18 protein-coding genes are annotated in these 26,511 nt (G+C 47.3%); 6 read left to right on the top strand and 12 right to left on the bottom strand.

Going from position 1 to position 26,511, the window contains the following annotated elements; genetic code table 11:
• Nucleotides 1-282 precede the first annotated feature (282 nt).
• Nucleotides 283-990, top strand: coding sequence for a pseudouridine synthase (locus KYK27_RS08165; RefSeq protein ID WP_199109544.1), 708 nt, complete (start codon nt 283-285; stop codon nt 988-990).
• 217 nt (nt 991-1,207) lie between these two features.
• A complete protein-coding gene (locus tag KYK27_RS08170) occupies nt 1,208-3,532 on the top strand; it encodes a GH92 family glycosyl hydrolase (RefSeq protein WP_199109545.1) in 2,325 nt (774 codons plus the stop codon).
• Nucleotides 3,533-3,617: 85 nt separating this feature from the next.
• On the opposite strand, the gene KYK27_RS08175 is transcribed toward KYK27_RS08170, so the two are convergent.
• The 8 genes from KYK27_RS08175 to KYK27_RS08210 form a co-directional block, all read right to left on the bottom strand.
• Nucleotides 3,618-5,933 (bottom strand): GH92 family glycosyl hydrolase, encoded by a 2,316-nt coding sequence (locus tag KYK27_RS08175; RefSeq protein ID WP_199109546.1) that lies wholly within the window; start codon nt 5,931-5,933, stop codon nt 3,618-3,620.
• A gap of 318 nt (nt 5,934-6,251) precedes the next feature.
• Nucleotides 6,252-6,719: a cupin domain-containing protein gene (locus tag KYK27_RS08180; protein WP_199109547.1), complete on the bottom strand. Its 468-nt coding sequence runs from the start codon at nt 6,717-6,719 to the stop codon at nt 6,252-6,254.
• A 472-nt stretch (nt 6,720-7,191) separates the two neighbouring features.
• Nucleotides 7,192-8,838, bottom strand: coding sequence for a M1 family metallopeptidase (locus KYK27_RS08185; RefSeq protein ID WP_199109548.1), 1,647 nt, complete (start codon nt 8,836-8,838; stop codon nt 7,192-7,194).
• Between the two features lie 105 nt (nt 8,839-8,943).
• Nucleotides 8,944-11,148 carry a S9 family peptidase gene (locus KYK27_RS08190; protein WP_199109549.1) on the bottom strand — a complete coding sequence of 735 codons (2,205 nt, stop codon included), beginning with the start codon at nt 11,146-11,148 and terminating at the stop codon, nt 8,944-8,946.
• 415 nt (nt 11,149-11,563) lie between these two features.
• On the bottom strand, nt 11,564-12,811 hold the full coding sequence (locus tag KYK27_RS08195) for an NAD(P)/FAD-dependent oxidoreductase (protein ID WP_199109550.1): 1,248 nt from the start codon (nt 12,809-12,811) through the stop codon (nt 11,564-11,566).
• Between the two features lies 1 nt (nt 12,812).
• Nucleotides 12,813-13,814 carry a 4-hydroxyproline epimerase gene (locus KYK27_RS08200; RefSeq protein WP_199109551.1) on the bottom strand — a complete coding sequence of 334 codons (1,002 nt, stop codon included), beginning with the start codon at nt 13,812-13,814 and terminating at the stop codon, nt 12,813-12,815.
• Nucleotides 13,815-13,816: 2 nt separating this feature from the next.
• A complete protein-coding gene (locus KYK27_RS08205; protein WP_199109552.1) occupies nt 13,817-15,277 on the bottom strand; it encodes an aldehyde dehydrogenase (NADP(+)) in 1,461 nt (486 codons plus the stop codon).
• Nucleotides 15,267-16,187, bottom strand: coding sequence for a dihydrodipicolinate synthase family protein (locus tag KYK27_RS08210; RefSeq protein ID WP_199110206.1), 921 nt, complete (start codon nt 16,185-16,187; stop codon nt 15,267-15,269). The genes KYK27_RS08205 and KYK27_RS08210 overlap by 11 nt, the downstream gene beginning before the upstream one ends.
• 138 nt (nt 16,188-16,325) lie before the next feature.
• Between KYK27_RS08210 and KYK27_RS08215 the strand changes: the two genes are divergently transcribed.
• Both KYK27_RS08215 and KYK27_RS08220 read left to right on the top strand, forming a co-directional pair.
• Entirely contained in the window at nt 16,326-17,201 is an 876-nt protein-coding gene (locus KYK27_RS08215) for a helix-turn-helix domain-containing protein (RefSeq protein ID WP_199109553.1), read from the top strand.
• A gap of 16 nt (nt 17,202-17,217) precedes the next feature.
• Nucleotides 17,218-18,609 (top strand): aminopeptidase P family protein, encoded by a 1,392-nt coding sequence (locus tag KYK27_RS08220; RefSeq protein WP_199109554.1) that lies wholly within the window; start codon nt 17,218-17,220, stop codon nt 18,607-18,609.
• Nucleotides 18,610-18,800: 191 nt separating this feature from the next.
• Here KYK27_RS08220 and KYK27_RS08225 read toward each other — a convergent pair whose 3' ends face one another.
• Nucleotides 18,801-19,058: a hypothetical protein gene (locus KYK27_RS08225; protein ID WP_246594259.1), complete on the bottom strand. Its 258-nt coding sequence runs from the start codon at nt 19,056-19,058 to the stop codon at nt 18,801-18,803.
• A gap of 413 nt (nt 19,059-19,471) precedes the next feature.
• Between KYK27_RS08225 and KYK27_RS08230 the strand changes: the two genes are divergently transcribed.
• Entirely contained in the window at nt 19,472-20,548 is a 1,077-nt protein-coding gene (locus KYK27_RS08230; protein ID WP_199109556.1) for a calcium:proton antiporter, read from the top strand.
• A 113-nt stretch (nt 20,549-20,661) separates the two neighbouring features.
• On the opposite strand, the gene KYK27_RS08235 is transcribed toward KYK27_RS08230, so the two are convergent.
• On the bottom strand, nt 20,662-21,066 hold the full coding sequence (locus tag KYK27_RS08235; RefSeq protein ID WP_199109557.1) for a hypothetical protein: 405 nt from the start codon (nt 21,064-21,066) through the stop codon (nt 20,662-20,664).
• A 444-nt stretch (nt 21,067-21,510) separates the two neighbouring features.
• On the opposite strand from KYK27_RS08235, the gene KYK27_RS08240 reads away from it, so the two are divergent.
• Nucleotides 21,511-21,984 (top strand): hypothetical protein, encoded by a 474-nt coding sequence (locus KYK27_RS08240; protein WP_199109558.1) that lies wholly within the window; start codon nt 21,511-21,513, stop codon nt 21,982-21,984.
• 139 nt (nt 21,985-22,123) lie between these two features.
• Here KYK27_RS08240 and KYK27_RS08245 read toward each other — a convergent pair whose 3' ends face one another.
• Entirely contained in the window at nt 22,124-25,327 is a 3,204-nt protein-coding gene (locus KYK27_RS08245) for an efflux RND transporter permease subunit (RefSeq protein WP_199109559.1), read from the bottom strand.
• Between the two features lie 38 nt (nt 25,328-25,365).
• Nucleotides 25,366-26,511 (bottom strand): efflux RND transporter periplasmic adaptor subunit, encoded by a 1,146-nt coding sequence (locus KYK27_RS08250; RefSeq protein WP_199109560.1) that lies wholly within the window; start codon nt 26,509-26,511, stop codon nt 25,366-25,368.

A 26,511-nucleotide genomic window follows, 5' to 3' on the forward strand; every position in this document is an offset into this window, starting at 1 on the left:
ACGAGTAAAATGCCAGCAGGTTCAGTTCCTGCGTATTAGTAAATTTCAGGATGTAAAAAAGCCTTTAGAATTGCTATATCTCATCGCACGATTAGGTTTTAAGAGAGCGTTATAATCAGATATTAGCGTAATTGGTATATGTTTAAAGTGTTCTCTGAGAACTATAGATTTACAGGGCCATGCTTAAACAAAATGTAAAAAAAGCAGCACAGCCGGGAAGTCTTTGTTAACTTACATCCCTGTTTAGTTTTTGCCCTTTTATTACCCTCGTTTCTGATATAAATGAAAGCCCTTAATTCCTCTCTCAAGTATTTTATAGTTCAGAAATTAAACTTATCCAATAAAGTAGCCATCAACTATATTCTCTCGGGCAGGGTATTGGTAAATGGCAGAAAAGGAACTTTAAGCCAGGAGCTTCTGCCTGAAGATGAAGTTCAGCTGGATGATGTGGTGATCAAGGAATCGAGAAAGAATGTATACATCGCCTATCACAAACCACGCGGCATAGAGTCCACTCTAAATACGCAAATAGAGAATAACCTCAGACAGGCGTTAAACTATAGCGAAACTGTATATCCCGTCGGGAGACTTGACAAGGCATCAGAAGGACTGATGTTACTCACCAATGATGGGAGAACCTTATTTAATATACTTCATGCTGAGAAGCACCAGGAAAAGGAGTACCAGGTAACTGTTGATAAACCTTTAACGCCACACGCACTTGAAAGGCTTGCCGAAGGTATCGTTATCATGGGTCAAAAGACACGCCCCGCAGTTGTCAGGCAGGTGGATGAGATCACCTTTAAAATCATCCTTATGCAGGGCCTTAACCGGCAGATCAGGAGAATGTGTTATAAGTTAGGATACCAGGTAGAGAAACTCGTGCGAACCCGCATCATAACACTTGAACTGGGCAACTTAGCACCCGGACAATGGCGCTTTCTGGATCAGGATGAGATCAATAGTTTAATAGAGAACGTTTCTAATTGAGCTGGATTGTGAGCAAACCCATGAACCCTATTTTCAGGAAGTATTTCCAACACCTACTTTAATATCTGCCTATAAACTTCTTTTAAGTTTGTCTGGCTCTATTCAAACATCCATCAAAAGGAGATTTTACTTCCTCCCAACGTTTCTCTCAGAAAATACTATATTTATTGTTTCACTGCATTAAGCTTAATATAACGGTTAACTCTAAACTTGCCTGATGAAGAAACTTCTACGCCCCTTACACTTTATACTTCCTGTTCTTTTACTTACCCTTGTACCACCAGCTCAGGCACAGAAAAACAAGCCACCTTTTGAACCCGAGGAGCTGGCAAATCCATTAATGGGAACTGACTCTAAAGTTAGTTTATCAAATGGCAATACCTACCCCGCCGTAGCTGTGCCCTGGGGCATGAACCTGTGGACGGCACAGACCGGGAAAATGGGAAACGGTTGGGCGTATACCTACGACGATGATAAGATTAGAGGGTTTAAGCAGACTCACCAGCCTTCGCCCTGGATGAATGATTACGGGCAATTTGCCATAATGCCGGTTACCGGTAAAGTTAAGTTCAGGGAAGATGACCGGGCCAGCTGGTTCTCGCATAAATCAGAAATTGCCAAGCCTTACTACTATAGCGTTTACCTGGCAGACCACGATGTAACGACCGAATTTACGCCAACAGAACGTGCTGCCCAGTTCCGTTTTACTTATCCAGAATCCGATAGCTCTTTTATAGTGATCGATGCACTGGACAAAGGTTCTTATATAAAGGTTATACCTTCTGAAAACAAGATCATTGGTTATACAACACGTGCTGCCCGAAGCAACCCAAAAGACTTCAAGAACTACTTTGTCATCTATACTGATAAACCTTTTACAGTTGCTTACACCTGGCAGGATACCACATTAGTAAAAAATAAACTGGAAATGAATGCCAACCATGCAGGAGCTATAGTTGGGTTCAGAACCACAAAAGGTGAAAAAGTAAATCTGCGGGTTGCATCTTCTTTCATAAGTATGGAGCAGGCTGAATTAAACCTGAAACGAGAACTGGCTAATGATGATTTTGAAACTACGAAGCAAAAAGCCAAGGGCCTTTGGAATAAAGCGATGAGCCGCATTACCGTGGAAGGTGGCACGGACGCGCAACTGCGTACATTTTATAGTTGCCTGTACCGCACGTTATTCTTTCCGCATAAAATGTATGAGCTCGATGCTGCCGGCAAGCCAATACATTACAGCCCTTACGATGGTAAAACTTATCTTGGATACCGTTTTGCAGGCACTGGGTTCTGGGACACCTTTCGGGCGCTTTACCCCTTCCTGAACCTGGCTTACCCAACTATAAATAAGGAAATGCAGGCCGGTTTAGTGAATGATTACAAGGAAGGTGGCTGGCTTCCGGAATGGTCTAGTCCGGGCTATGCAAATATCATGATCGGGAACAATTCTGCTTCCGTGGTAGCCGATGCACATATAAAAGGATTACGTGATTACGACATTAATACCCTGTATGAAGCTTTGTTGCACGGAGCCAATAACGAGGGACCGATTACAGCTATTGGCCGTGCCGGCGTTGCATACTATAATAAGCTGGGCTATGTGCCTTATGATGTAAAAATAAACGAAAATGCAGCCCGCACATTGGAATATGCATACGACGATTTTGCGATCTACCAATTAGCCAAAGCACTAAAAAGACCACAGTCAGAAATTGAGCTTTACGCTAAACGAAGCCAGAACTACCGTAACCTCTTCGACCCTACTACCGGCCTGATGCGCGGCAAGAATCAGGATGGCACTTTCCAATCTCCTTTCAACCCTTTCAAGTGGGGCGATGCATTTACAGAAGGCAACAGCTGGCACTATAGCTGGTCCGTTTTTCATGATGTGCAGGGCCTGATAGATCTGATGGGCGGAAAGCAAAACTTCACTGCCAAACTGGATTCGGTATTCACCCTCCCTCCAACTTATGATGAGAGTTATTATGGTGGTGTGATACATGAGATCCGTGAAATGCAGATTGCCAATATGGGTCAGTATGCACACGGAAACCAACCGATACAGCATATGATCTACCTATATAACTATGCCGGCGAACCATGGAAAGCACAATATTGGGCGCGTGAAACGATGAACCGTATGTACCAGCCAACACCAGACGGATATTGCGGCGACGAAGACAACGGGCAAACGAGTGCGTGGTACATTTTCTCAGCCTTAGGTTTCTACCCTGTTACGCCGGCTGTAAACCAGTATGTAATGGGTGCTCCACTGTTTAAGAAAACAACTATAGCATTAGAAAACGGAAAGAATTTTGTGATCGAAGCTCCGGATAACAGTACAGAAAACATCTATATACAATCCACTACGCTAAACGGGAAGAAATTTAATAAGAACTGGATTGCACATGAGGATATTCTAAAAGGCGGCAAGCTGAAGATCAAAATGGGCGGCACACCAAATACAACCCGCGGAACAGAGGATGATGCAGTACCATATTCTTTCTCAAAACATGAGCAGGCTATAAATAATAAATAAGAAACTATAAACTAAGTAAACTATAAAAAGGAAAGGCCTGCTATACTGCAGGCCTTTCCTTTTTATAGTTTACTCTCATCTCCTGTTACGGTGCAACAGCCATCAGTTTTTTATTAGGCGTGTTCCCCATGTAAAACGTTAGCTTCCCTCCATGCATAATTTCATTGTGCGTCAGGTAAGTGCGGTTAACAGGCTTACCGTTCAGTTCCATTTTCTGGATGTACACATTTTTGTCTTTCTGATTCTTCACATCGATGGTAAAGCTCTTGCCGTTCTCCAGGTTTATAGTGGCTGCTTTTACATTAGGGCTGGTAATGGCGTATTGTTCAGAGCCGGGAGCTACCGGGTAAAAACCTAAAGCACTGAAGATATACCATGCGCTCATCTGCCCGAAATCGTCATTGCCACCAAGGCCGTCTATAGTTGGATTATACATTGCTTTTAAGACCATGCGTGTGCGCTCCTGCGTTTTCCAGGGCTGGTCTGTCCAGTTATACAGGTAAGCAACATGATGCGATGGCTCGTTGCCGTGCACGTAATTTCCAATGATACCATCACGTGAAATATCCTCTGTGTTCTCGAAGTATTTGTCAGGCAGTTCCATGGTAAACAAGGAGTCCAGGTGTTGCACAAAACGCGCTTTTCCTCCCATCATCGAAATCATCTGCGCAGGGTCATGCGGCACGTACAAACTATAGTTCCAGGAATTCCCTTCAATAAATCCCTGCCCATGTGTATCCAATGGGTCAAATTCCTGCTTCCAGGTTCCGTCACTCAGTTTAGGTCGCATGTAGCCGGACTTAGCGTCATATACATTTTTATAGTTGAGCGCACGCTTGCTGAACTCCTCGTAAATATCCTGTCGGTTAAGTTTTTTTGCCATTTGCGCGATGCACCAGTCGTCATAAGCATATTCCAGCGTTTTAGATACTGATGATCCGTTTTTGTCTTCCGGCACATAACCCATATCCATGTAATATTCCAGTCCATCATAGTAGCGGGTACGAGCAGTTTGCACACAGGCATCCAGCGCCCGGTTCGCATCAAAGTTTGCATTTCCTTTCATCACAGCATCTGCAATAACAGGTACCGAATGATACCCGATCATGCACCAGTTCTCGTTGGCGTGATGCGACCATACTGGAAGCATTTTATGCACACTCTGGTCATAATGCGCCAGCATAGACTTGATCATGTCGTTGTTGCGGGCTGGCTGCAGAATATTGAATAGTGGGTGCAGCGCACGATACGTATCCCAAAGCGAGAAGCTGGTGTAGTTGGTAAAGCCATCCGCCTGGTGCACGTTCATGTCCAGTCCTCTGTACTTGCCATCCACATCCATATAAGTAGTTGGGCCCAGGAAAGCATGGTACATAGCAGTGTAGAAATTCACCAGATCATCTTTGCCGGCATCTACCACTACCTTATTCAATTCTTTGTTCCAGGCGGCCTGCCCCTCGCGTTTTACCTTTTCAAAATCCCAGTGCGGTATCTCGGCTTTCATGTTAGCCAGGGCGCCTTCGGTACTTACCGGCGACAGGGCAAACTTTATCTTGATCTTCTCTCCTGCTTCTGTCTTGAAATCGAAATATGCCCGTATTTTTTTGCCGGCAAACTCGGGGAAGTTTTTAGTCTGATCGAACTTACGCCAGAAGCCTTTGTAAACCTGCGCCTCTGCAAAATCCTTGTTGCCATACTGGTAAAACGGCTTGCTGAAGGACATGGCAAAGTAAACTGTGCGGGTGCGGGCCCAGCCGTTCGTCTGGCGATACCCGGTTATCAGGGTATCGTTCTCCACGCGCACAAAGGTCCAGGTGGTTTTGCCGTCATAGTTATAAATACCCGACATCAGGTCTAAGATGATGTGCGCCTCGTCAGATTTCGGGAATGTGTACTGGTGCATGCCCACACGGTTGCTGGCCGTAAGTTCTGCCAGAATATTGTGGTCGTCGAGTTTTACTTTATAGTATGCCGGTTCTGCTACTTCGTTATCATGCGAGAAAGACGAGCGGTAGCCACTTTGTGGTTTGTCTTCGGTGCCCGGGTTTAGTTGCAGTTTTCCGGTTGTTGGAGCAATCAGGAAGTCTCCCAGGTCAGAGTGGCCGGTACCGCTGAAATGGGTATGGCTGAAACCAACTATAGTTTTGTCGTCGTGCTGATAGCCGGCGCAGTACTTATACACGTCTTTGTTATACTTGCCATTTACTTCATAGGGAATGGTATCGGTATCAGGGCTAAGCTGCACCATACCGAAAGGAACGGTAGCGCCCGGGTACGTATGGCCCATTTTAGCAGTACCGATCATCGGGTTTACATACTTTACCAGGTTTGGTGCCGGTTTGGTCTGTGCAAATGTCAGTAAGGGTGTAAACAGTAAAACAGACAGTAAGAGTTTTTTCATTCGTTTGGCAGTTAGGCGGGTATCAACGATTTAAGTGATGTTTAAAGTTAAAGCAAATTTCCAAAAAGCCTAGGGTTAAACTGAGTTCATTCTCTGCTAAAGCCCCGCTGTTCACGACAAATCGACTTCTTTACTCGGCCAGATCAGCCTTGTATTGCAGTCGTTGGTATGCTAAAGTAAAAGCCGCTCTGTTTATAACAGAGCGGCTTTTACTTTAGCATACCAACGCATTACTATAGTTTATTCCTCAACAATTAGGGCTTTGCAGACATTCGCTGTAAAAACCTGGTTGAGCCTCTTGCCTGGCTTACATTTCTATCAGCGCATTTTTTCCTTATTTCTTGGATCATCTGCTTTGTTGATATAGGTAATCTGGAAAGGTCCGGTACCATGGATCTGGACAACGGTTGGAGCTTTTGTGAAAGCGTAATGCACACTTTTAGCCGGCATCAGGGCAAATCCTCCGGGCTGCAGGTTGGTAGCACTGCTCTCCATTAACTTCTCGCCCATACCCATATAAAGATCGCCTTCAATAACGGTTACATGCTCGGCTGTTGGGTGCCAGTGCGGACTTATTCTATAGTTTGCCGGGAACATTAATCTTATTGTAAAGGGCCCTTCTTTTGTTGGATCACCGGCCAATACAGTCAGTTTTGCACCGGCGGGCAAACCGGCTGGTCCCTCCGACCATTGCATTTTATCTTTGGTAATCATTTTATGCCCTTCATGCTCCTGAACTTGCTTTGATTGAGCCTGGGCATTAACCTGTATTATTAAACCTAACATAAATAGCAGGCAAACAATTAGTTTAAAACAAACTTTCATCGTTGTGTGAGTTTAAAAAATGGAAAGTAAGCAGAGGGAATCAAATAACATGTGCTTCACCAACCTGTAAAAGTGTGTTGGCAAAACGTGTAGCGCAGATGTAAAGCAGAGGACTTGGAAACTAACTATAGTATACGTAAAGTAAACCTGAAAGCAGAAAAGCTTAAACTTCTGCTAACTACAGCCTTTTCACTCTTGAATTCTAGCTAAAGTTCATATCTCCACTATAGGATATTTTTATAGTTGGCCGCACTTTTCATTTATAGTTTGTAAGCTCCAGAATACAAGACCCCCGGCTTGTCAGCGTTTATAACACAGACAATCCGGGGCTCTTAAAAAAAACTATAATACAACCTGTTTGGATTGAGCTATAGTTGGGCACTCACATCAAACGCCGTTTAACAGATGCACCCGAATTTCACAGGAGATTATATTACCTCTCAGTGATAGCAGTCTCTATATAAAAATCAGGGCTAACTTTTACGACAGCATTTTTCTTCCGGGTCTTCAGTTCCTTCCATTCAGCAGTCGGTTCCAGCCATTGTTCCTTTCCGTTTACCAGTACTTTTACAGGCATATCAAAACCGGGCACCACATTGCTCCATCTATAGTTCAGCTTTTTGCCTGACACCTGGTACTCCAGTTTCGGAATGCGCACATCGCGCAAGTACTGGTCAAAGAATGGTTTCAGGTCGCGCCCTACGTGCTGGCTCAGGTAATCTTCTATCTGCTGGGTGGTAACAGTCTGGTGGTAAAAGTCCTGGTTTAATCCGCGCAGGATGCCGCGCCACTTCTCATCATTGTTCACGATCTGGCGCAAGGTGTGCAGCATGTTGCCGCCTTTGTAGTACATATCGCCCGAGCCACTTCTGTTTACACCGTACACTCCAATAATTGGGCGGTCGTTTTTAATGTTCTGTCTTGTGCCAATCACGTACTCGCTGCTGGCCTGCTTGCCATAATGATAATCCAGGAACAGGTTTTCGGAGTAGTTGGTAAAGCTCTCGTGTATCCACATATCGGCCACATCCTTGTTGGTGATGTTGTTGGCAAACCACTCGTGCCCGGATTCATGTATGATGATAAAGTCAAACTTCAGGCCCCATCCCGAGCCGCTCAGGTCGCGGCCACGGTAACCGTTTTCGTAGCCGTTGCCATAGGTTACAGCGCTTTGGTGTTCCATGCCCAGGTAAGGTACTTCTACCAGTTTGTAGCCATCTTCATAAAATGGATAAGGTCCGAACCAGTGCTCAAACGCCTGCAACATGCGCCCAGCATCTTTAAACTGCACTTTAGCCTTCTCCAGGTTTCCTTTCAGCACATAATAATTGCAGTCCAGCACACCCTTTTCGCCCTGGTATTTCTCTGAAAAATGCGCATAGTCTGCAATGCTGAGGTTCACGCCATAGTTATTGATCGGATTATCTACAAACCAATGGTACGTCTTGGTGCGGTCCTTATGCTGTTCTACCTTACGAAGTCTTCCATTCGATACATCCATCAGGTTCTCCGGCACGCGCACACTGATAAGCATACTGTCTGGCTCGTCGTACATATGGTCTTTGCAGGGCCACCACATGCTTGCTCCACTTCCCTGGTTCGAGTTAGCAATAAAGGGGTTGCCCTTGCTGTCCTTCTTCCAGGTGATACCACCACTCCACGGTGGGTTTGTGCTCACGGTAGGTTTGCCGCCAAAGTATACATCTACCTGCTTCACGCTGCCCGGCTTCTGATTTGCTGCCAGCTGCACAAAGTAGGTATTGCCATCGCGCTTAAACTGTAGGGACTTGCCATCCTGCACTACTTTTTCGATGGCCATTGGCTGCTGCATATCTATCTGCATAACCTGCTTCGGTTCCAGCACTTTATACTGGATGGTGTTCATCCCTTGGATGGTGCTGTCGGCGGGATTTACCTGTACGCTCAGGTGATAATAGGTCAGGTCCCACCAGGCACGTCCCGGGGTGATGGAGCCGCGCAGGGTGTCCTGCCGGGTAAAGGTTCTGTTCTGGGCAAAGCCACTAAAACTACAAAGCAAAGTCAGGCAAACTATAGCAAGGCGGGTGATTGTATTTTTCATTCGTTAAGGGTTATAAACCTGTTAGTCCGTGATGTCTTTCGGTCATGTTAAAAAAACAGGCACAGCTTGTTTAAAACCTTACAAGCTGTGCCTCTTTAGTGCTTTTTACCTGCCTCCCGGAGGGCAGAACTGCTTCAGGTAATTGGTAAACAATGTCGACAAATGTTCGCTGGTACCTTCACCTTCCGAAATACTGTGCGAGCGGTTCGGGTACGGCATAAACTGGAAGTGCTTGTTATACTTGATGAGCTCGTTTACCAGTTGCTCTGCATTGTTGTAGTGCACGTTATCGTCGCCTGTTCCGTGGATGTAGAGTAGGTTACCTTCCAGGTTTTTAGCGTACGTGATCGGGGAACCTTTCACAAAATCTTCACGGTTTTCCTGTGGCAGTCCCATGTAACGCTCCTGGTAAATATTGTCATAAGTCAGTTGGTTAGCTACAGCTGCTACCGAAATACCGGTTTTATAGATATCAGGGTGCTGGAACATCAGGTTAAGTGTGGCAGAACCACCACCACTCCAACCCCACACCGCTACCCGCGATGCATCCACATAAGGCAGTTTCAGCAGTTCGCGTGCTGCGGCAGCCTGATCAGAAATATTAAGCTGACCTACTTTGCGGTAAATACTCTTGCGCCAGTCTCTTCCTTTAGGGGCCGGCGTACCACGGTTATCCACTGACACATAAATATAACCATCTTCAGCCATGTCGCCGTTGTACAGGAAATTCATACCTGCGCCATACGTATCGGTAACGGTCTGGCTGGCTGGCTCGGAGTACACATAGAACAGGATCGGGTATTTCTTCTTCGGATCGAAGTTGGCTGGCTTGGCCATCCAGGCATCCATCTCCACACCATCAGCCGCTTTAACTTTGATGAACTCTACACGATTGGCTGCTTTATCGGCACTGGCCAACGCTTTCTGCACGGCGCTTTCGCCACCAAAAGCCTTATGATCGGGCAATGCTACCCACTCACTTACCGGTTTGGTATAGTGGTTTGAGAAACGGTGCTGCGCAAACTTGGTGTTAGGTGACAAGCTATAGTTATGCGTTCCCGGCTGCGAGCCCGGTGACAGGCGCTCGGCTTTGCCTTTTCCGTTCAGGCGGGTGCGGTACAGGTATTGCTGCGTAGCGTTGTCCGGCGAAGCCAGGAAGTATACATAACCACCTTTTTCGTCAATTCCAGCAATTTCCATCACATCATAGTTGCCTTTGGTGATCAGGTGCTCTTTTTTACCATCCCGACTAACGCGGTACAAGTGGCGCCAGCCGTCTTTTTCACTGGCCCACAAAAACTCTTTGCCACCATTCAGCCAGTCCCAGCCACCATAGTTATACGTGCCGTCCCAGCTCGGCAAAATGTCAATCCAGGCTTTATCTTTTTCAGTATAGATCTGTTTGGTCTTCCCGTTTTCAGCATTGCTCAGGTATAGTGTACTCTCGTTTTGCTTGCGGTTCAGCTGCTGCATGATCAGCTCATTGGCATTAGATGCCCACTCCATGCGCGGCAGGTAGGTGTTTTTAGGGTCACCCGGAATTTCCATCCAGCGGGTAACAGCATTATCAATACCAACCACTCCAATTTTATAAGGCGATGGCGCTTCGCCGGCAACCGGATATTCCACTGGAATTACCTTAGCATAAACACCATCTAACATGTCAAACATGATGTAGTCTTTTACCTGTCTGGCATCCAGTTGCCAGTAAGCAATCTTCTTGCTGTCCGGGCTCCAGCGGAAACCGTCGCGGGCAGAGAACTCTTCTTCGTAAGCCCAGTCAAACGTACCGTTTATCAGCTTGCGGGAGCCGTCTTTGGTCAGTTGTTTTTGATCTCCGCTTTGCAGGTCATCCACATAAATATTGTGCTCACTCACATAAGCTACTTTGCTACCATCCAGCGAGAACTTTGCAAACATAAGCGACGATTCCGGTCTGCCGGCTCCTACCTGTTGCAGGGTTTTCTTCTGCAGATCATACACCCAGTAATCGCCCCGGGTATCGTAGCGCCATACTTTTTTAGTATTGGTATAGAGCAGCACTTTCTGCTCATCAGCCGACATGTCAAAACTCCTGATCTTCAGCGGTTCTGTTTTCCCAGCTGGTACAAGTGCTGTTTTGTTCAGGAAGATCTCGGTAGCATCGTCGGGTAATTTATGCTTTACCAGTTGTCCCTGTTCAGCCTGCACATAGGTATCACCGGACTTGAGCCACTGCCGGTTCTGATAGCCCTGTGCAAGAGCGGTGGATGAGATGAAGAGCAGCAGTAGTAACTGCAGCAGGAAGGTCCGTAGTTTTAAATTGTACATGCGTGGTTTAGTTTGTGGTAGTACTGAGTTCTCAGGTTTATAAAAGTATAGCTGGTTTAGAAGTTCAGTTTACACTTCCTGGCCTGAGACAAGAAATTTACAAATTAATTTGTTCCCAACTATACTTCAGGCTTGCGAAATGCCATTTCGCTCTTTCGGACTTCCCAGTCCGAAAGCCATCTGCCGGGGATTTCCTAATCCCCGTTTATAGTTAGCGCGGATTAGGAAATCCGCTTCAGCTATAGTTCCGGATTAAGAAATCCGAAACAGCGTTACTGGCAGCGTTCGTAGAGTTCCGAAGAGGATGTCCGGAACAGCAATAGCAGAAATCCGAAACAGCATTAGTATTGTTCCTGCTTAGATGTTCGAAACAGCTACGAACTATAGTATAACAACAACAGCTATAGTTGTCAGTTTAGTTATACCTGTCCGGTGAGAAGGCATCGGTTAGCAGCTGTGCTTTTCTGTTCAGCAATTGCTCAGCCAGCACTTTGCCGGTGGCCGGGGCCAGGCTCACACCCATCATACTATGGCCGGTGCCGAAAAGTACATTGCTCCAGCGCTGGGTGGCACCAATATAAGGCAGCCCATCCGGCGAACATGGGCGCAACCCGCTCCAGATCTTATCCGGCTTCGGGAAAGTAGGCTTAAAGTTGGTGTAGTAATCCGGAATAGCATCAAAAATACCGCGCACACGCTTCTGGTTTATAGTTTGGTTGGTGCCTGTTATCTCCATCGTTCCGCCAAAACGTACCTGCTCGCCGAAAGGGGTTACAGCAACTTTCCGTTCGCACAGGATGGCGGGCACCTGTAAGGCCGGCTGATTCTGCTGCATAAAACTATAGCCCTTGCCCGAGAGCATGGGCAGGTAAATACCCAGCTTATCGGCTAGCTCACCAGACCACGCTCCCGCACAAACGATAAGCTGATCGCAGGTAATGTCGCCTTTGTTGGTAACTATAGTTTGGATGCGATCTCCTTTATACTCAAACTTCAGTACCCGCGCCAGTGGCACCATGTTCACGCCTTTTGCCTTCAGGTAATCTTTCAAAAAGCCATGCAATTTAGACGGATCCAGGTGAGCATCGCCAGTAAAATGCACGGCTCCGCGCACATCCAGTTCTACATCCGGCTCCAGTTGCTGCGCTTCCTGCCGCGACAAAACGTTTGCTTCCAAACCATGCAGATTTGCCAGGTGCGCCATTTCCACTTCTTCCCGCTCCATTTCCGGAGTTCTGTACAACATCAGCAGGCCTTTTTCTTCCAGCCCGATTTGCGACTCAGGGTGTTGGGCTGCAAAATCGAGGTATAGCTGCCTGCTGAGCAAACTCAGGTTTTTGAGGTACGGAATGCTATGCTCCACGTGATGTTTGGTAGATGCCCTGTAAAAATGCAGGCACCATTGCAGCAAACGCCTGTCCAGCCGGGGATGAATGTAAAAAGGACTGGTAGCGGAGAACATCCACTTCAGTCCTTTACTGATCATACCCGGTGAAGCCAGCGGCACAATATGACTTGGCACGATCATCCCGGCATTGCCTGTTGAACAACCCTGTTCCATATCGCCCTGATCAAGCAGAGTGACGTTAAAGCCTTCTTCTGAAAGGTAATAAGCCGTAAACAGCCCCACGATGCCACCGCCAATTATAGTTACGTTGCTCATATCAGATTACCTGGAAACCGTGAATGTATGGATCTTCTTCATCAAAAAAGATGGTGTTGTGACCTGTGATAATGGCCCAGCCTTCTATGCCGGGGTAAATAGCAGGTTTGCCTGCCACGGTGGTCTCCCCTTCTATTGTTCCGGTAAATACCGAACCGATGATGCTTTCGTGGATGAACTTCTGACCTGGCTTGAGCTTACCTTTGGTATACCACTGGGCCATGCGTGCCGAAGTTCCTGTGCCGCAGGGCGAACGGTCGATGGCTTTATCACCATAAAAAACTGCATTGCGGGCTGTAGAAGAAGAAGCCAGTGGATCACCGGTCCAGAGAATGTGCGAAAGGCCATTGATAGCCGGATTTTCAGGATGCACGAAGGTGTACTGCTCGTTCAGGCGCTGGCGAAGCACGCGGCTCCAGGAAATAAGCTTATCCGCCGTGTAGTTCTGCATGCCGTTGAAGTTTTCCTGCGGATCAACTATAGCATAAAAATTACCGCCATAAGCCACATCCACTTTAAGCTCACCCAGCTCAGGACATTCAACCGTTAGTCCTTCCGAATCCAGATAAGAAGCCACGTTGGTAAGTTTTACCGATTTTACTTTATCACCTTCCTGGGTATACTGCACTCGTACTAAGCCGGCGGGCGTTTCGAGGCGCAACTGGCCAGGAATTTTCGGGGTGATCAGGCCTTCTTCCAGCGCTATAGTTACCGTACCAATGGTACCGTGACCGCACATGGGCAGACAGCCGCTGGTTTCGATATAAAGTACCGCCACATCATTTTCCGGGTCGTGGGGCGGGTACAGAATGCTACCCGACATCATATCATGGCCACGCGGTTCGAACATCAGCCCTTTCCGGATCCAGTCGTACTCTTTCAGGAAGTGCAGGCGCTTTTCGCTCATGTTCTGACCCTGCAGCACAGGACCGCCGCTTGCCACCAGGCGCACCGGGTTGCCGCAAGTGTGGGCATCGATGCAAAAGAAAGTTTTTCTGGCCATACTTATTCGTTGATGCTGCTTTGGGTTAATTTTCCGTTGATTGTGCGCCAGATGCCGGTGCTGTTCCCGTTCTGTAGTTCCTGTGGCAAAAGTGCCTGCGGGGCCGACTGAAACGTAACCGGGCGCGCAAAACGTTTGATAGCATACACGCCTACGGAAGTACTTCTACTATCGGTAGTGGCCGGGAACGGACCGCCGTGGGTCATGGCGTGGCTCACTTCTACCCCGGTTGGTACGCCCGCAAAAAGCAGTCGTCCGCACTTATCGCGTAGCACATCGGTCAGGTTCTGTTGTAGTTGCTCTTCCTGGTTTGTGCCCCAGAGTGTACAGGTAAGCTGCCCCTGCAGCGCGTTGGCAGCAGCCAGTAATTCGTCTGTGTTTTTATAGGTTACCACCAGCGTAAACGGCCCGAAAATTTCTTCCTGCAAGGCAGGATTCTGCAACCACTGCTGCACATCGGTACGTGCCAGTGCAGCACGACCTTCCAGTACATCGGTTTCCTGCTGCACGATGGCCTGCACCCCCTGCTCTTTCAGCAATTTACCCAGTCCGGTATAGTAGTTACCGGCAATACCTTCATGCAGCATTTTGGCGGGAGTAGCCTTACTTAACTCTTCTTCCAGGGCTTCCATAAAAGGCGTGGTTACATCCGAATCAGGTACAAATAACAAGCCCGGACAGGTACAGAATTGCCCCGAACCTAATAGCACCGAAGCGGCAGCCTGTCTGGCGAGCTGTGCGGTATCTTCTTTCAGCTTTTCAGGAAGAATGAACAGTGGGTTGGTACTGCCCATCTCGGCATACACCGGCACCGGAACTTCACGCTGCATAGCCAGGTCGAAGATGGCTTTGCCACCTTTGTAGGAACCTGTAAAAGCCACGGCCTTGGTGGCGGGATGTTTTACCAGTTCCTGCCCTACTTCTACTCCACCACTCACATGCTGAAACACACCTTCCGGCAGGCCGCATTTCTGTAGGGCGTTGGAGATGGCTTTGTAAACAAGCTGTGATGTTTTTGGGTGGCCCGGATGCTCTTTGTAAACTACCGTACAACCCGAAGCCAGCGCAGAAGCTGAATCGCCGCCAGCGGTAGAAAAAGCCAACGGAAAATTACTTGCCCCAAACACAACCACAGGCCCGAGCGGCACCAGCATGCGGCGCATGTCGGGACGCGGCAAAGGTTGGCGACCCGGCAAGGCGGTATCTATAGTTGCCTCTACCCAGGAACCTTCTTCCACCACATCGGCAAATAACCGTAGCTGGTTGCAGGTGCGGCCCCGCTCGCCAGTCAGGCGTGCCAGGGGCAGGTTGCTTTCCCGGCTGGCCGTTTCCAGCAGTTCATCGCCTAAGGCTTCTATTTCTTCGGCTATAGTTCGGAGCAGCAGCGCCCGCTGTGATGATGTGGTTTTCTTATATACTTCAAAGGCCTGCGTTGCCTTTTTTAATGCTTCGTTATATGGCATAGGGTTCTTCTTTAAAAGCTGGCAAGGCAGGTCTGTTGTCTATTCCTTTCTGAATGGTAGCGATCACAACTTCTCGTTCTTCCCCGATCAATGGCAGGCGCGGCGCACGCACATGTTCGGTGCCAATGCCTTCCATTTGCTCGGCCAGTTTAATGTACTGCACCAGTTTTGGGTGGATATCCAATTCCAGTAACGGCATAAACCATCGGTAGATATCCAGAGCTTCCTGCGTTCTTCCGGCCTTGGCTAATTTAAATACCGCCATCGTCTCTTTCGGGAAAGCGCAAACCAGTCCGGCTACCCAGCCATGAGCTCCCATCAGCAGGCTTTCCAGCGCCAGAGTATCTACGCCACAAAGTATTTTAATTCGGTCGCCGAAACGGTTCAGCATACGGGTCACATTGGTCAGGTCGCGGGTTGATTCCTTTACAGCCTGTATGTTGTCGTGTACCAGCAGTTCCTCAAACATCTCCAGGGTGATGCTACGCTTATAGTCTACCGGGTTATTGTAGAGCATGATGGGCAGCGATGTGCTTTCGGCCACTGCTTTAAAGAAAGCCACGGTCTCGCGATGATCCGAATAGTAACGCATCGGAGGGAGTAACATCAGACCGCTGGCACCCATTTCTTCTGCTTCGCGGGCACGGAGTATGGCCTCCTGTGTAGCACCTTCGGCAATGTTCATAATCACCGGCACTTTACCTGCCACATAGGCAATCGTTCTGCGGGTAAGTTCCTGTTTTTCGTCGGTGCGCAGTACGCTGGCTTCGCCCAGTGTGCCGCCCAGTATAATGCCGTCCACACCGGCTTCCAGCTGGGCATCTATGTTCTTAAAGCATGTTTCAAAGTCAAGGCTGCCGTCGGCGTTAAATTTTGTGGTAAGTGCAGGAAATACTCCGTTCCAGTTGATCATGATGAGAAAGGTTTTGGTTCTATATCAAAGGTATGCGGACGCACAGCCAAAATCCTGTACTGGATTAATAAATACTGGTAGTATATTGACCTGATTTTTGCAACTCCCACAGAAATTAGCTAACATGGTACCACCATGAAGGTGATCCCGTTTAAAATACCGAAGTCGAGCAAAGAGCTGATCCGCTACCAGGTGGACTGCCAGCCCTACTTCTATGATAAGCTGCACCAGCACCCTGAAATACAGCTGAGCTGCATCCTTTCGGGAGAAGGAAAACTGATCGTGGGTGACTACATTGGCCGCTTTGAGCCGGGTGACATTTTCCTGCTTGGCCGGAACGTACCCCACGTTTTCCGGAGCGATGATGTGTTTTACCAGCCTGCCAGTAAGAAGCAAAGCCATAGTATCATTGTGTTCTTTGACCTGCATGCGTTCGGCAATGAATTCTGGACGTCAGAAGAACTGCAAGAATCAAAGGACTTTTTTGAACACCTGAACGGCTGTTACCGCGTGCAGGTGGCGGATCAGGACAGTTTTATCTGGCAAATACAGCAACTTCAATATAAAGAGAAACTGGATAAAGTACTGGGTGCCCTGCAATTGGTGGATGTGCTGATGCGACAGGCAACGCTCCAGCGCCTGAACCTGGGCGACCAGATGCACAACCTGAGCGAGCGCGAAGGCAAACGCATGGAGCAGGTGGTGCAGTTTCTGGTAGAAGAAAGCCACCGGCAACTCAGCCTGGAAGAAGTGGCATCGGTAGCCAACATGAGCCGCGAAGCCTTCTGCCGTTTTTTTAAAGACCGCACCCGCAAAACGCTTGTCACTTTTTTAAATGAGCTGCGCGTAAACAACGCCTGCCATGCGCTGCTGCACACTGACCAGACAATAGCCGGCATTGCCTTTTCCTGCGGCTTTGCCAACCTGTCGCACTTTAACCGGGTATTTGCAAAAACCATTGGCACCACGCCACGCGAGTTCCGGCGCCAGGCAACCATAACGAAAGTATAACCCCAACTATAGTATTATGAACCATACCAACCCATTTGATGCAGCTACCTACACACAGCGCCGCCAGCAGCTAAAACAACAGCTTGGCGAAGGCCTGATCGTGTTACTGGGCAACGAAGAATCCAGCATGAACTATAAAGACAACTGGTACACGTTTTACCAGGACAGCACATTCCGCTATTACTTTGGCATCGATCTTTCCGGCCTGACCGGTATCATCAACATCGATACAAACGAAGAGCTCATTTTCGGGCCGGAGCAAAGTATAGATGATGTGATCTGGACTGGACCACTGCCAAGCCTGGCTTCGCTGGCGGAACAGGTGGGTATTAAAAAGGTAATGCCAACCGGGAAAATAGCGGACTATCTGAAGAGTGCTAAAAAACTGCATTACCTTCCACCCTATCGCTCTGAGCATGAACTTAAATTGCAGGCCTGGACCGGGGAAACGGTGCTGGAGCCGAGCCTGGCCCTGATACAAACTATAGTTGCGCAGCGCTCTATTAAATCTGATGCTGAAGTAGCCGAGATTGAAAAGGCTGTAACCTATACCTCGCGCATGCACCGCCACGTGATGCAGTTTGCGCGACAGGGTATGAAAGAGCATGAAGTAGCTGCCGAAGCCGTGCGGTATGCGAAATCGACCCATAACCTGCTTTCGTTTCCGCTTATCTGTACCACACAGGGCCAGGTGCTGCACAACCATTACCGCGGCAACACCCTGCAGGCCGACGATATGCTGTTATTTGATGGCGGCATACAAACCTCGGCTGGCTACGCCGGCGACATGACGCGCACCATTCCGGTTGGCACTACTTTTACAGAGCGACAGCGCGAACTATACCAAGTGGTGCTGGATACACACGAAGCCGCCATGGCAGCCCTGAAACCGGGCATATTGTACAAAGACGTGCACCTGCTGGCCTGCCGCAAACTTACCGATGGTCTTAAGCAGGTAGGATTGATGCGCGGCGATACCGACGAGGCAGTTCAGGCCGGCGCACACACCATTTTCTTCCAGTGCGGCCTGGGCCACATGATGGGCATGGATGTGCATGACATGGAAAACCTGGGTGAACAATACGTGGGCTATACTCCTGAACTGCGCAAGAGTACGGAATTCGGATTGAAGTCGCTGCGGTTGGGCCGTGCGCTGGAGCCGGGTTTTGTGCTGACCGTGGAGCCGGGCATTTACATAATTCCGGAACTGATCGACATGCGACGAAACGATAAAGTGGCACAGCAATACATCAATTTTGAAAAGCTGGACAGCTACCGCGATTTTGGTGGCATCCGGATTGAAGACGACCTGCTTATAACTGAAAATGGAAGTCGCATTCTCGGGGAACCACTGTCTAAAACCATTGCAGAAGTGGAAGCCATGCGGCAGCAGGCTTTACAACTATAAACTATAGCTCTAGCCTCTCAAAAACCGGAAGCTAAGTTACCTTTAATGAACTATAGCAAAAGAGCCTTTCTGTACTATTACAGAAAGGCTCTTTTTTGTATGTGTAACTATAGATTCAGGAAATACAGTTGGTTCAGGCTTCATTTCTAATCCACCCAAAGCTTACGCTCAGACCAGAACTACATTTTTCTCTACTTTGATAACTGTCTTATGATTTCGCGTTTCACTTCACGTTCTACATTTATCGTATCTGCCGAACCGATTTTTGAAGCCAGTGAATCAATTCCTGTATGTCTTTCCAGTTCTTTGTTAGCAGCATTGTGAAGCGAGTCCATAGCCATATTGGCGCCAGATTCTACTACATTGTAAAGGGTATCCTGTATATCATTTTCTACCGAACAGGAAGCGGTAAGTAGCGCAATGGCCACATATAATAACTTCTTCATCATTAAGAATTTTCGCTTTCAGACTAATATACCACATTCAACTGGTACGCGCATCTTAACCTTCGATTAATGCCAGAGACTCCTCAAAAGATTCATTTAAAAGGCTGACCTGTATCTACTTTCAGTTCCGGGATAAATTTGTTGAGGTGGCAGTTTATCAAGAGTTTACAGGGTAGTACACCACTCTTATCAGAATAGAACTAATGCAAAACGTATATAGCCTTACCGAATGCCTGAATTAGTATGACATGAGTAAAATAAAACAAATCCATCGCTCCAACTTTAATTAACAACTATAAGTTTATATGCTTACGTGTCTCAGATCCCACTTTTGCGTGTACAGATTCGATAATATGTTTTATCTTGTGCATGCTCGATCTGAAATTCATTTGATCAATGCTATACCTTAACGAACTATGAAATCTCTGTTACAATGGACTGTTATTATTCCGATTCTTGCCTGGTTACTCTTTTTCTCCGGGCTAATTAACGATAGCAGTATCTTCCAGATTGTGGCAAGCATACTGCTCATTCTCAGTGTGATGTCAGCAGTTCATCATTCCGAAATAATTGCTGAAAAAGTAGGAGAACCTTATGGTACTATAATCCTGGCAATATCTATCACAGTCATAGAGGTTTCTATCATTATTTCGCTGATGATGACGGAAGGACAGGCGGCTGCTTCGCTGGCAAGAGACACCGTATATGCTGCTACCATGCTCATCTTAAATGGTATTGTTGGCCTTTGCCTGCTGATCGGGAGTGTAAAGCATTACGAACAGGAATTTTCCAAACCTTCGGTTACCATTGCGTTGGTTTCGCTGATCTCGATTATAGTTTTCACGTTGGTGTTCCCTACTTTCACCGAAAGTGTCGCAGGGTCCTATTATTCTAACCCTCAGCTTATTTTTGCTTCCATCGCCTGCCTGGTTATTTACTCCTGCTTTCTTTTTGCACAGACCAGGAAATACCGGCAATACTTTCTTACAATCGGGAAAGATGAAAATGAAGAAGATGTGGAACCTTTGCCAATCAGCAACAGCATATTTTTTACGAGTCTGCTGTTTCTTATAGTTTGTTTAGGAATCGTAGTGCTGTTGGCAAAAACACTTTCCCCAACTATAGAGAGCATTATTACCAGTTACAACCTTCCTAAAACACTGGTTGGAATTGTAATTGCAGCTATTATTCTATTACCGGAAGGTATTGCTGCCATCAACGCTGCAAGAAAGAACAGACTGCAGACAAGTTTAAATTTATCGCTTGGCTCTGCACTTGCAAGTATTGGCCTCACCATCCCGAGCGTAGCTATAGTTTGTATCGTTTATGATTTCAAGATCATCCTCGGGTTAGATATAAAATCTATTATCCTGTTAGGCCTGTCCGTGTTTACAGTAATGCTGTCGCTGAATAGCGGTAAGACCAATGTTGTTTATGGCGTGGTATTGCTGGTCAATCTATTTGCATTTATTTTCCTGATGATCTATCCCTGATTCACTACTTCCCTTCGAACATAAAGAAGCCGCTCCACATTAATCTGAAGCGGCTTCTTTTTTATAGTTGATAAATCTTCGTTCTATATGTCGTTTGCTACTTGTTATAGTAACTATAGCTCAGCATTTATAAGCTGATCCAGTATGTTTTCTCCAAGCACAATGTCGGCAACTTTAATGCTGCCCCTGCCAATCTGCTTTAAAACACCACTTACCTGCAACACAGCTATTCTGTCAATTGGAGATACTTCCGCTACATAAGAGATCTTCGATTTAACCAATAGATTGACAACAGCTTCGTGAATCTCTTTCACAGAGGTTGGGTGTGTAAGCATGTTACGGAAGTCAGCCAGCAATGTAAAGCCGGGGCTTGTTAACGCAATAACTTTCTCCCAGTCACTCAGGTAACTTGGCACTGTTTCAGGCGATTTCCAGTAGTTGTTGATTCTTAAATAAACACGATTTTTATTACGATCGTAATTTAGCTCGTAGAATTGGTTGTTTTTTGTGGTAATCATGCTGCTTAGTAGGAATTTACAACGTGTAAAGATACGAATAACATAAAATGTTTTCCGCATCAGTTAGCCAGTACTTTATCAGGTAGTGAAGTCCGTTAAAATGTTTTGTTTGATAAGACCCGTATACGTGGTTCAGAATATTTGGCCATAGTTTCACTAAGAAGTTAGAAGATTACAAGTCAACCATCATTTCATCTAGTATATCCGGAAAAGCAGCATCATTCAGCTCGTGTTTTAACCTCACCTGCAATAAAATTTCGGCAGTTACATCTGCTAATCAATCAACTATAAACTTACCCTCCTACTTCTTTACAACATTCAGTATCTTTACCTGTCTAACCGCAACTATAGAATTAGGACAGGAAACAGACCTATTGCAATGCTATTAACGATTCTATACTGTCAGACAAGACTATCTTTTAAGTTAACTATAAGCTTCACACATTGATCAATCAAACTAAAAACCAACTGAAAGCTATTGCCATTTACCAGATAGTTGGCGGTATACTCGGTATTGCCCTTACCGTTTGGGTACTGTTTAGAGGCGAAATGGTGCTGGACCAGGTCGCTTTACGGATGGCTTTATTTGCCGGCGGCCTCTACGTGTTTTCTATCCTTTGCGGTCGTATGCTGTTTCGCAAACCAAGACGCGGTCTGGTGCTGTCCATCGTAAATCAGTTGTTACAGGTCGTCTACTTTTCTTTCGGGGCTTACAGTTTCCAGTATGTGGCCGGCTTACGGGTGGGTGTTGGCGTTGATATGATAGCAGGTTGGATTTTTAAATTCAGGCTGGCGCTTTCTTCTTTTCATTTCAGCCTGGGCACTGACCTTGGCCAGAAGTTTATTGGCATCAACCTGGTGGCGTTATTCTTGATTTTCTGGATGGAGCGCTTACTGGAGAAGACAAAAGATCAGTAACTATAAACTATATCAGTAACTATAAACTATAGTTGAGTCTGCAAAAACTATAGTTGCAGTTAGTAAACTATAGTTCTGATCAACAAAAAAGCCCGGGCAAATTAGCCCGGGCTTTTTAATTTCTATTTAAGTAGACAGATTACGAATGCGGATTAACATAAGCCGGATCACCGCCGTCATCTTCATTTGGTCGGTTATCAGCCTGCGCCCTTAATTCGGCAAGGCCTTTTTTACCGTAGGCTAACCGGGTGATGATAACGTAGAGTACCGGCACCACAAAGATGGCCAGGAACGTTGCCGCTAGCATACCACCAATTACAACCCAACCTATTGTCTGGCGCGATACCGCACCTGCACCTGTTGCGGTAGCCAGCGGAAGTACACCCAGAATAAAGGCAAGCGAGGTCATGATGATCGGGCGAAGACGCAGTTTTACAGCTTCTATAGTTGCTTCGATCAGTTCCATGCCCCGGTCCACCCGTTCTTTCGCAAACTCAACTATAAGGATAGCGTTCTTGGCTGCCAGACCGATCAGGGTGATCATACCGACCTGGGCATACACGTTGTTATCCAGTTTAGGAAGCAACGTTAAGGCAAGTATAGCACCAAACATACCCAACGGAATCGCAAACAAGATAGAGAATGGCACCGACCAGCTTTCGTAAAGGGCTGCCAGTAAGAGCAGTACCAATAAGATAGAAAGCGAGAAGATATAGATGGTGCTGCTACCCGCTGCCAGTTCTTCCCGGCTCAGACCTGTAAATTCGTACCCATAACCGGCAGGTAATACTTGGTCTGCTACTTCTTCCAGGGCCTGCAGGGCCTGGCCTGAACTATAGCCCGGAGCGGCGCTACCGTTTATATCCACAGAGCGGAACAGGTTGTAGTGCGAAATAACCGGAGCATTCTCTACAATTTTAGTTGTTATCAGCGCACTGAGCGGTACAGATTCGCCCTGGCGGTTCATGACATAAAACTGTTTCAGGCTTTCGATGTCCATTCTGTAAGCTGTATCAGCCTGGGCCACAACCCTGAAGTTTCTTCCGTAACGCGTGAAGTCATTCACATAGCGGCTACCCATATACGTCGACATCGTGGCATATACATCGGCAATATTTACGCCAAGGCGCTTTGCTTTTTCACGGTCAACATCTACATGATAGCCCGGCGTTTTAGCTGTAAAGAAACTATAGGCCATGGCAATTTCAGGGCGTTGGTTGGCAGCTCCCAGGAACTGTCCCATTACCTGTTCCAGTTCTTTTACATCGCCAGCCTTCTGCTGCTGCAACACAAAACTGAAACCTCCTGAAGCACCCAGTCCAGGAATTGCAGGCGGCGCAACAACCAAGATATTCGCTTCTTTGATTCCGGCAAACTTCTGTTGTAGTTCGGCCATTACGCCCTGTAATTTCTCAGCTTCTTCCTTCCTGTCTTCCCAGGGCTGCAGCTGCACGAAGAACGTACCACTGTTCGATTTAAAGGAGAAGTTGATCGCGTTCAGTCCGGCGATGGAAGTATAATTCCGGATGGCCGGAACGGTTGCCATCTGCTCTCCTATCTCGGAAAGTATCGCTGATGTTCTGCTGGTAGAAGCACCTTCCGGCAACTCTATTGATACGAACAAGCGGCCTTCATCCTCGGTAGGTATAAAACCTGTCGGTTTATTGGCAAACAACCCAAACGTACCCACATAAATACACGCCAGGAGAATAAGAACAAGTGGCGTAGCTTTAATGCTTTTGCGAACACCTGTCGAATAGGACTCCGTTGTGCGGGCAAACCAGTTATTAAATTTATAGAAGAACTTATTGATGCCCCTGGAGTTCTTGTTCACGTTCATCGGCTTAAGCATAATAGAGCAAAGTGCCGGTGTTAGTGTAAGTGCCACAAAGGCCGAAATAAGAACGGAGATAGCAATAGTGATAGCGAACTGCTGATACAGACGACCAACTATACCCGGTATAAAACCAACCGGAATAAATACGGCAGCCAGGATAAGCGCAATAGCAATTACCGGAGCCGTAATGTCCTTCATGGCCTTGCGGGTCGCCTCTCTGGCCGAGAGTTTTTCGTGGTCTATGTAATGCTGTACTGCCTCCACTACCACAATGGCATCATCCACCACAATACCTATCGAGAGTACGAAACCGAAAAGTGTCAGCGTATTGATCGTAAACCCGAGCGGGATAAAGAACACGAAGGTACCGATGATCGAAACCGGAATGGCAAGGATCGGGATAAGCGTAGCACGCCAGCTCTGCAGAAACAGGAATACAACTATAATTACAAGTATAAGCGCCTCTACCAGTGTTTTTACCACTTCGTTGATAGACACCTGAACCACCGAAACGGTCTCAAAGGAAACGATGTAATCCACATCCGCCGGGAAAGATTTTCTCATCTCATCAAGCGCGGCATAAATGCCTTCGGCTGTATCCAGGGCGTTACTGCCCGGCGCCTGGTAGATCAGCATCATGGTAGCCGGGTTACCGTTTATCTTGGCTTCGCGGCCATAGTCAAACTTACCGAATTCAATGCGAGCCACATCGCGCAGGTACACCACCGAACCGTCAGCAGGGTTGGTTCTGACTATAATGTCGCCGAACTGCTCCTGCGTCTGTAATCGTCCTGTTACCGTAATCGGGTACTGAAATGCCTGCGAGCTGTGCTGCGGTGAGTTACCTACTGTACCGGCCGCCACCTGCATGTTCTGTTCCTGAATGGCTGCCGTTATCTCGCCTGCACCAATGTTATATTGCGCCAGTTTATCCGGTTGCAGCCACACGCGCATACTAAAGTCCTGACCAATCGAGAAAATATCACCCACACCCTTTACACGCATTAAAGCGTCTTTCACATAGATGTTGGTATAGTTATCAAGAAACTGAACATCGTGGGTACGCTTAGGCGAGTAGATACCGATCACCATCATGATACTCGGGTTTCGCTTACGAACCGTAACGCCCAGGCGCCTTACTTCTTCCGGTAACGATGGCTGTGCGATACTGGCACGGTTCTGCACATCGAGCGTTGCAATATCAATGTCAGTACCAATTTCAAAGGTTACGGACATGTTCATCTGACCGGTACCTGTACTGGTTGAGGTGATGTAGGCCATGCCCGGCGAGCCGTTTATCTGTGTTTCTACGGGCGTAGCTACGGCCTGCTCTACCGTTAAAGCATCGGAACCCGTATAGTTAGCAGATACTGATACCGAAGGCGGCGAAATATCCGGGTATTGCGTTACAGGCAAATTCATCATGGCCAGCACACCTACCAACACGATCACAAGGGAGATCACGATAGAGGTAACGGGCCTTCTTATAAAAACATCTGAAATCATATTTCTTCTTAAAATCTCTGCTGGAAATTGATCAGGAATTACTTTTTACCCGCTGCCTGCGGCTGTCCCTGTTGCGGAGCGCCTACCTGTACTTTAGCTCCCTGGCGCAATCGCTGAATACCTTCAACTACAATGTTCTGGCCTTCTTTCAGTCCTTCGCGGACTACCACATTTCCGCTAAGGCGGGTACCCAGGTCAACATTTTGCTGTACTACAGAATCGCCCTGCACTACATAAACAAAGTATTCGCCCAACTGCTCTGTAACGGCTTTATAAGGGATAACCACCTGTTCGCCAATATCCTGGTTCAGCACGGCTAAACTCACTGTCATACCTGGTATCAGCATTTCTTCCGGGTTCGGGAATTCAACCCTAACCGTAGTGGTACCTGACTGGCGACCAATTGCCCTGTCAATGACAAGGAGTTTACCGGGATGCGGATAAATTTCACCGTTGTTCAGGCGGATCGTGAAAAGTGAATCGGGCTGGTTGCCTTGCTTTAAACTGCTGAAACGGGCTATTTCCTGCTCATTAATAGAAAAATCAACGGCGATCGGGTCTGAAGAAGAGATGGTGTTTAAAAGCGGCTGCCCCGGTGACACCTGTGCTCCTACCCTAACCTGTGAAATACCAATTCTACCGGTAAACGGCGCATTGATGACAGAATAATTCAGGTCAGTGGAAGCGCTGCGAACCTGTGCCTGTGCAGCAGAAAGCTGTGCCCGGGCGGTTTGTACTTCGGTGCGCGCATAATCTACCTGCTGGCGGGCGATGGCATCACGTTCAGCCAGTCTCTCGTAGCGTTCCAGGTCCTTTTCGGCTCTTGCCAGGTTAGCTCTGGCACTTTGCACACTTGCCTGCGCCGACTGTATGCCAGACTGGTATTTGCTCTGATCTATTTCGTATAGTTTCTGGCCTTTGGTAACACGTTGCCCGTCTTTCACAAATATGTTTGTGATGTAGCCAGCTACCTGGGGGCGTAATTCTACTTCCTGCAGGGGTACTACGGTTGCCGGGTAGGTATCTATGCCTGTTACCCGTTCTTCTTTTACCTGGTAGGTATTTACCGGAACGGCCATGGCGGCAGGGTTCATCTGCTGCTGCGCACCTTCGTCGCCACCGCAGGATGCAAGTATAACCGAACTAAGTATGGCTGCAGTTAACCAGGAGTATCTATTTTTCAT

It is taken from the genome of Pontibacter populi, assembly GCF_019336435.1.
Taxonomy (GTDB): Bacteria; Bacteroidota; Bacteroidia; order Cytophagales; family Hymenobacteraceae; genus Pontibacter; species Pontibacter humidus.

What these genes read in the sequence shown, in the direction of transcription:
- KYK27_RS08165 (WP_199109544.1), top strand. Translation starts at nt 283, where the DNA reads ATGAAAGCCCTTAATTCCTCTCTCAAGTATTTTATAGTTCAGAAATTA.
- KYK27_RS08170 (WP_199109545.1), top strand. Translation starts at nt 1,208, where the DNA reads ATGAAGAAACTTCTACGCCCCTTACACTTTATACTTCCTGTTCTTTTA.
- KYK27_RS08175 (WP_199109546.1), bottom strand. Translation starts at nt 5,933, where the DNA reads ATGAAAAAACTCTTACTGTCTGTTTTACTGTTTACACCCTTACTGACA.
- KYK27_RS08180 (WP_199109547.1), bottom strand. Translation starts at nt 6,719, where the DNA reads ATGTTAGGTTTAATAATACAGGTTAATGCCCAGGCTCAATCAAAGCAA.
- KYK27_RS08185 (WP_199109548.1), bottom strand. Translation starts at nt 8,838, where the DNA reads ATGAAAAATACAATCACCCGCCTTGCTATAGTTTGCCTGACTTTGCTT.
- KYK27_RS08190 (WP_199109549.1), bottom strand. Translation starts at nt 11,148, where the DNA reads ATGTACAATTTAAAACTACGGACCTTCCTGCTGCAGTTACTACTGCTG.
- KYK27_RS08195 (WP_199109550.1), bottom strand. Translation starts at nt 12,811, where the DNA reads ATGAGCAACGTAACTATAATTGGCGGTGGCATCGTGGGGCTGTTTACG.
- KYK27_RS08200 (WP_199109551.1), bottom strand. Translation starts at nt 13,814, where the DNA reads ATGGCCAGAAAAACTTTCTTTTGCATCGATGCCCACACTTGCGGCAAC.
- KYK27_RS08205 (WP_199109552.1), bottom strand. Translation starts at nt 15,277, where the DNA reads ATGCCATATAACGAAGCATTAAAAAAGGCAACGCAGGCCTTTGAAGTA.
- KYK27_RS08215 (WP_199109553.1), top strand. Translation starts at nt 16,326, where the DNA reads ATGAAGGTGATCCCGTTTAAAATACCGAAGTCGAGCAAAGAGCTGATC.
- KYK27_RS08220 (WP_199109554.1), top strand. Translation starts at nt 17,218, where the DNA reads ATGAACCATACCAACCCATTTGATGCAGCTACCTACACACAGCGCCGC.
- KYK27_RS08225 (WP_246594259.1), bottom strand. Translation starts at nt 19,058, where the DNA reads ATGATGAAGAAGTTATTATATGTGGCCATTGCGCTACTTACCGCTTCC.
- KYK27_RS08230 (WP_199109556.1), top strand. Translation starts at nt 19,472, where the DNA reads ATGAAATCTCTGTTACAATGGACTGTTATTATTCCGATTCTTGCCTGG.
- KYK27_RS08235 (WP_199109557.1), bottom strand. Translation starts at nt 21,066, where the DNA reads ATGATTACCACAAAAAACAACCAATTCTACGAGCTAAATTACGATCGT.
- KYK27_RS08245 (WP_199109559.1), bottom strand. Translation starts at nt 25,327, where the DNA reads ATGATTTCAGATGTTTTTATAAGAAGGCCCGTTACCTCTATCGTGATC.
- KYK27_RS08250 (WP_199109560.1), bottom strand. Translation starts at nt 26,511, where the DNA reads ATGAAAAATAGATACTCCTGGTTAACTGCAGCCATACTTAGTTCGGTT.